The following is a 6569-nucleotide window of genomic DNA, read 5'->3' as shown; positions in this document are numbered from 1 at the left end:
CTGCCCCCCCCCCCGCGCCTTCGGTGTGGCGGGGGGGGGGGGGGGGGGCGGGCCCCGCGGGGTCGGTCGGGCCGTCGCCCGGCCCGCCCGCCTCGTCGCGGGCGGGCCGTCGGTCGTCTGTCGGTCGCCTGTCGGTCTTCTGTCGGCGCGCTGTCGGTGGCGGCTGCTGTCATGGGGCCATGACGCGATCCGCACACAACGCCGTCGAGGTACGAGGCCTCGTGAAGCACTACGGCGAGACGAAGGCCCTCGACGGGGTCGACCTCGACGTCCGGGAGGGCACGGTCCTCGGCGTGCTCGGCCCGAACGGGGCGGGAAAGACGACCCTGGTCCGCTGCCTGTCCACCCTCATCGTCCCGGACTCCGGGACCGCCACCGTGGCCGGCTACGACGTGGTGAGGCAGCCCCGCCAGCTCCGCCGCACGATCGGCCTCACCGGCCAGTACGCCTCGGTCGACGAGAAGCTCTCCGGCTGGGAGAACCTCTACATGATCGGCCGGCTGCTCGACCTCTCCCGCAGGGACGCCCGGCGCCGGGCCGACGACCTCCTGGAGCGGTTCTCGCTGACCGAGGCCGCGAAGCGGCCCGCGATGCAGTACTCCGGCGGAATGCGCAGGCGGCTCGACCTCGCCGCCTCGATGATCGGGCAGCCCGCCGTCCTCTACCTGGACGAGCCCACCACCGGCCTCGACCCGCGCACCCGCAACGAGGTCTGGGACGAGGTCAAGCGGATGGTCTCCGACGGTGTGACCGTGCTGCTGACCACGCAGTACATGGAGGAGGCGGAGCAGCTCGCGAGCGAGCTGACCGTGATCGACCGGGGCAAGGTCATCGCCAACGGCAAGGTCGACGAGCTCAAGGCCCGTGTCGGCGGCCGCACCCTCACGATCCGCCCGGTGGACCCGGCCGACCTGTCCGCGATGGCCGGCGCGCTCCGCGATTCGGGCCTGGACGGCATCGCCGGCTCGACCGTTGTCCCCGACGAAGGCGTGCTCTACGTCCCGATCCTGAGCGACGAGCAGCTGACCGCGGTCGTGGGCCTGCTGGGCGCACGGGGCTACGGCATCGCCCACATCGGCACCCATCTGCCCAGCCTGGACGAGGTCTTCCTCGCCATCACGGGCGAGAAGACCACCGTTTCCGACACGACCCCCGAGGAGGTCGCCGCGTGAGCACCACGACGACCACAGAGCTCACCAAGGCTTCCGTCGACGCGCCGGGCCCCGCCCCGGTACGCCCGGCGCCGGGTGGTGAGGGCCGGATCGGTCTGCGCGCCAACCTCCGCCACATCGGCGCCCTGGCCCGCAGGAACGCCCTGCAGATCAAGCAGGACCCGGAGTCGATGTTCGACGTCGTCCTGATGCCGATCATCTTCGTCCTGCTCTTCGTGTACGTCTTCGGCGGCGCGATCTCCGGCAAGGGCAACAACGACGCGTACGTCAACTACGTGGTCCCCGGCCTGATGGCGATGATGGGCATGAACATCGCGATGGCCGTCGGCACGGGCATCAACGACGACTTCAAGAAGGGGGTCATGGACCGGTTCCGGACGATGCCGATCGCCCGGTCCTCCGTCCTCATCGCGAAGATCGTCGTCGAGATCGGCCGGATGCTGATCGCCACCGCGATCCTGCTCGGCATGGGCTTCCTGCTGGGCCTGGAGATCAAGGGCTCGGTCCTGGACCTCTTCGCCGCCATCGGGCTCTCCATGGTCTTCGGCGCCTCGCTGATGTGGATCTTCATCCTGCTCGGTCTCGCGCTGAAGACGGCGCAGGCCGTCCAGGGGATGGCCATGATCGTCCTGATGCCGCTGCAGTTCGGTTCCTCGATCTTCGCCCCGCCGACCTCGATGCCCGGCTGGCTGGAGACCTTCACCGACTACAACCCGCTGTCGAACCTCGCCGACGCCGCCCGCGCCATGATCAACGGCACTCCGGTCGGCGACTCGGTGTGGATGACGCTCGGCTGGGCCGTGCTGATCACCGCCGTGACGGCGCCGCTCGCGGTCGCCAGGTTCCGCAAGAAGACCTGAGCCTGCGGGAGTTCAGGACTCGGCGCGCCCCTCGATCGCGTCGGCGCCGCGTGCGAGCAGGGCGGTGGCCTCCTCCAGGGAGAGGCCACCGCCTTCGGCGTACGCGGCCTCGAAGGACGCCTCGCCGAGTACGGAGCGGGCGAGTTCCGTGGCCCGGGCCAGGATCTCCCGCTCGGGCGGCGACAGCAGGTGCCCCTCGGGGAGCAGGCCCGGGACGGCGCCGAGGAGGATGGCCCCGGTCGTCGCGTCGGAGCCGCCGAGACCGGCGAGCGCCCAGGCGCCGGTGATCAGATGGATGGCCGGCATCTGCGGGGCGACCATCATGGACAGCATGCCCAGGGACCGGTCCAGGGCCTCCCGGGCGAAGCCGAGCGCCGAGGCGTACTGCCCGTCGAGGTTGTCCAGCCAGCCCAGATCACCGAGGGTGAACCCGCCGAAGATCGACAGGGTCTCGGAGGTGAACTCCGCCAGGAGCGCCTTCAGCTGCTCGCGCGCCTCGGCCGTGCGGCCGGTGCGGCCGAGCAGCGTCGCCAGGAACAGCCGCGCCGCGAGTATCGGTTCGTGCCCGCGGTTCCCCTCGGCCGCCAGGACCTCGCGGAGGATCGCCTCGGCCTCCTCCACGCGACCGGTCACGGCGAGCATGTCCGCGTAGCGGGCGCGCAGCAGGGCCACCTGGGACTGCGCGCCGAGCCGTTCCGCGTAGCCGATGGCGGCGGCGAAGTCCTCGGCCGCATCCTCGTACCGGAGCTGTCGCTCGTGAGCCTCGGCGCGCGAGGAGAGCGCCTCGGCCGCGCCCCAGGCGTCGCGGAGGCGGACGAAGATCTCCAGGCTCTCCTCGGCGTCGGCCGCCGCGTCACCGGCCCGGTCGGCCCGGTTGGCCAGCAGGTTGGCGCGTGTCTGGAGGGCGTTGGCGAGCTCCCAGTCGTAACCGAAGGCGCGGCACGCCTCGACGGTGGTGTCGAGGACGTCCCGCATCATGTCCGCCGCCCCGACGAGGAGGACGGCGAAGATGGCGAAGGAGCCGGGCAGCCTGCACATCTGCGGCAGCCCCGGCCGGTAGACGGCGATGATGCGGCGCAGCCGCTCCCCGCCCTCGGGGGTGGTCCACCGGCCCGTCTCGTAGTCCATGTTGAGCAGCCCGATGAGCCCCACCCCGCGCCGGGCCTCCCACAGGTGCTCGTCGCTCAGCGGAGGCGGCGTGGCGGTGCAGGGCTCGTGGAGCGGTACGACGGGGGCGGCGGGCGGCGCGAAGGGGTCGGGCCCGAGGGCGGCGGCGGCCTCGGCCCAGTGCAGGGCCTCGGCGCGCAGGTCGCGCAGCTGCCAGTACCAGAGCAGGCAGTGGACGAGCATGAGGGCCTCGTGCTCGTCGCGTTCGGCGACGGCGCGCCGCAGGGCGGTGCGCAGGTTCTCGTGCTCGGTCCTGAACCAGGCCATGGCGGGGAGCTGGCGACTGCCCCGGAGTTCGGGGTCGGTGAGGCGGGCGAGTTCGCGGTAGTGGACGAGATGGCGCCGCTCGGTCTCCGCCCGTTCCCCCGCCTCGTCCAGGCGCTCGCCGGCGTACTCCGCGACGGTCTCCAGGAGGCGGTAGCGCATCGTGCCGTCGTCGGCGGGCGCGGCGACGACCAGCGACTTGTCGACGAGGGACCCGAGCACGTCGAGGGCGTCAGGGCGCCGGGCGGCCTCGGCGGCCGGGCCGACCGGTGCCGTGCAGACGGCCTCCACGGCCGCCAGGTCGCAGCCGCCCGTGAAGACGGACAGGCGGCGCAGCACGGCCCGTTCGGGCGCGTCGAGCAGGTCCCAGGACCAGTCGACCACCGCGCGCAGGGTCTGCTGCCGGGGCAGGACGGTACGGGCACCCGAGGTGAGGAGCTGGAACCGGTCGTCGAGGCGGTCGGCGATCTGGCGTGGTGTCAGCAGCCGTAGGCGTGCCGCCGCCAGCTCGATCGCCAGCGGGAGGCCGTCGAGTCTTCGGCAGATCTCGGCGCAGGCATCGGGGTCGTCGGCGGGGTCGAAGCCTGGCCGGGCCGCGCCGCCGCGCTCCGCGAGCAGCCGCAGCGCGCTCTCGGGCGGGAGCGGCTCCACGGGGCGCAGGAACTCCCCGGGAACGCCCAGCGGTTCGCGACTCGTGGCGAGGACCGTCACACCCGGGCAGCGGGCGAGCAGCGAATCGGCGAGCGCCGCCGCCGCGTCCACGACGTGTTCGCAGTTGTCCAGGATGAGCAGCAGCCGGCGCGAGGCGCAGTGCTCGACGAGGCGCCCGAGCGGGGTCTCGATGCCGCGCAGCTCCTCCGCGCCCGCGCCGCGCAGCACGGTCTCACGCGCCCCGACGGCCCCCAGCACGGCCTCGGTGACGGCTTCGGGCTCGGTCACGGGCGCCAGCTCGGCGAGCCAGACCCCGTCGGGCCACGCCCCGCCGTCGGCGGCATGCTCGGCCGCCTCCTGCGAGAGCCGCGTCTTCCCGGCCCCGCCGGGACCGAGGAGGGTGACGAGTCGGCTCCCGTACAGGTCGTCCCGGAGCTGGACGATGTCCTGACCGCGCCCGACGAAGCTGGTGAGCCTCGCCCGGAGGTTGCCGGGACGGACCGCGTCGCCGGGACGGCCGGATGGGGCCGGGCCGTCCGGCGTGCGCCCCACGGCCGTCGGAACCGGCCCGGGTCGGCCCGGACCGGCGCCGCCCTGCGCTGCCGGGACCGGGTCGCCCGCCGTACCGGGGCCGCGCGGCCTCGCGGGCGCGGCGGAGACACCGGGGCCGCCGTGCGCGGAGCCGGTCGTGTCGCCGGGCGCGGGCGCTCGCCCCCGTACCGGGTCGGCGCCTGTCGTGGTCCACGTGCTTCCGTCGTCGAGGCCGTCGCGGTCCGCGCCCTCTGCCCCGTCGGTGTGCGTCGCCTGTCCCCCACCGGTCGGCCGGGCCCCCGGCCGTGGGGTGAGCAGCTCCGCGTGGAGGGACCGGAGTGCCGGGGAGGGGTCCGTGCCGAGACGGTTCGCCAGGTCGCGGCGGACGGCGTCGTAGGCGGCGAGGGCCTCCGCCGCACGGCCCGTGTCGCGGAGGGCCCGGATACGCAGGGCCTGCAGCGGCTCGTCGAGCGGATGGGCCTCGCAGAGCGCGGCCAGTTCGGGGAGGACCGCCGCGCCCTCGCCGAGCGCGAGGGCGGCGTCGAAGCGCGCGCGGCGGGCGTCGAGCCGGCGGGCCTCCCAGCGGGCGGCCTCCGCCGTCCGGTCCGGCAGGTCGGCGAGCGCGGGCCCGCGCCACAGGCCGAGCGCCTCGTCGAGCAGTTCCGCCGCCCGGGCCGGCTCGCCCGCGCCGAACGCCCGTACCCCCTCGCCCGCCAGCCGCTCGAAGCGGTGCGCGTCCACGTCCTCGGGCCCGGCAGCCAGCCGGTAGCCACCGGGGGACGACTCCACGGCCTCCCGCCCGAGCGCCCGCCGCAACCGCCCCACCAGCGCCTGGAGCGCCGCGGCGCCGTCGGCCGGCGGGGCGCCGTCCCACACCTCGTCGACGAGGACGCCGACCGGCACCGTCCGCCCGGCGCGCAGGGCCAGCACGGTCAGCAGCGCCCGCAGCCGGGCACCGCCGAGAGCGACGGCCGTGCCGTGGACGGTGTGGACCTGGGTGGGGCCGAGGACGGAATAGCGCACAGGCCCTATTCTCCGTGAGCCGGGGATCTTCGCAGGAACTCACCCCCGCCCCGGCACGTTTCCCGCACACACCCCGCCACGCCCCAGGGAGTCCCACCGATGACCACGGCCACCACCCGCAGCCACGAGCGCAGGATCAGCCCGGTCTTCCTGGCGATCCTCGCCGTCATGGCGGTCACCGGCTGGGCCGTGTGGACCGACTTCGCGGCCTCGACCGGTCTGGCGGTCTTCCTCTTCGTCACCTCCGCGTGGATCGTCTCGCTCTGCCTCCACGAGTACGCGCACGCCCGCACCGCGCTGCACGGCGGTGACATCACGGTCGGGGCGAAGGGGTACTTGACGCTCAACCCCCTCGCGTACACCCATGCGGTGCTGAGCATCATCCTGCCGGTGCTCTTCGTGATCATGGGCGGCATCGGTCTGCCGGGCGGCGCGGTCTTCATCGAGCAGGGCCGGATCCGGGGCCGCTGGAAGCACAGCCTGATCTCGGCGGCGGGCCCGCTGGCGAACGTCCTCTTCGCGATCGTCTGCACGGCGCCGTTCTGGCTGGACGCGCTGGACGGCGTCCCGCTCGCGTTCCAGTACGCGCTGGCCTTCCTGGCGTTCCTCCAGGTGACGGCCGCGCTGCTGAACTTCCTGCCGGTGCCGGGCCTCGACGGCTACGGGGTGGTCGAGCCCTGGCTGTCGTACCGGATCAAGCGGCAGATCGAGCCGTACGCGCCGTACGGCTTCTTCGTCGTGATCGCGCTGCTGTTCGTCCCGGCGATCAACGGCGCGTTCTTCGACGCGATCGACGCGCTGATGCGGGCGCTCGGCGTCCCGGAGATCTCCCGCTACTGCGGCTCGAACCTCTACCGCTTCTGGCAGGAGACGCCGGAACTCTGCGAGGTCTGAAAGGCGT

At 73.8% G+C, this 6569-nt stretch carries 4 protein-coding genes; 3 read left to right on the top strand and 1 reads right to left on the bottom strand.

What is annotated here, in order from left to right:
* The first annotated feature begins 179 nt into the window (after positions 1–179).
* Positions 180–1172 (top strand): ATP-binding cassette domain-containing protein, encoded by a 993-nt coding sequence (locus AB0D99_RS23225; RefSeq protein WP_362365268.1) that lies wholly within the window; start codon positions 180–182, stop codon positions 1170–1172.
* A complete protein-coding gene (locus tag AB0D99_RS23220) occupies positions 1169–2032 on the top strand; it encodes an ABC transporter permease (protein WP_362365264.1) in 864 nt (287 codons plus the stop codon). The genes AB0D99_RS23225 and AB0D99_RS23220 overlap by 4 nt, the downstream gene beginning before the upstream one ends.
* A gap of 12 nt (positions 2033–2044) precedes the next feature.
* Here the strand turns inward: AB0D99_RS23220 and AB0D99_RS23215 are convergent, their stop codons facing one another.
* Positions 2045–5668, bottom strand: coding sequence for a BTAD domain-containing putative transcriptional regulator (locus AB0D99_RS23215; RefSeq protein ID WP_362365261.1), 3624 nt, complete (start codon positions 5666–5668; stop codon positions 2045–2047).
* A gap of 99 nt (positions 5669–5767) precedes the next feature.
* Here AB0D99_RS23215 and AB0D99_RS23210 point away from each other — a divergent pair, with 99 nt between their 5' ends.
* A complete protein-coding gene (locus tag AB0D99_RS23210) occupies positions 5768–6562 on the top strand; it encodes a site-2 protease family protein (RefSeq protein ID WP_362365258.1) in 795 nt (264 codons plus the stop codon).
* Positions 6563–6569 lie beyond the last annotated feature (7 nt).

The sequence above is a fragment of the Streptomyces sp. NPDC047971 genome (genome assembly GCF_040653355.1).
Classification (GTDB): Bacteria; Actinomycetota; Actinomycetes; order Streptomycetales; family Streptomycetaceae; genus Streptomyces.
The sequence above is the reverse complement of the archived record's forward strand: the minus strand, read 5'-3'. Positions and strand labels throughout refer to the sequence as shown.

Coding starts and splice junctions, on each gene's coding strand:
- AB0D99_RS23225 (WP_362365268.1), top strand. CDS start 180: ATGACGCGATCCGCACACAACGCCGTCGAGGTACGAGGCCTCGTGAAG.
- AB0D99_RS23210 (WP_362365258.1), top strand. CDS start 5,768: ATGACCACGGCCACCACCCGCAGCCACGAGCGCAGGATCAGCCCGGTC.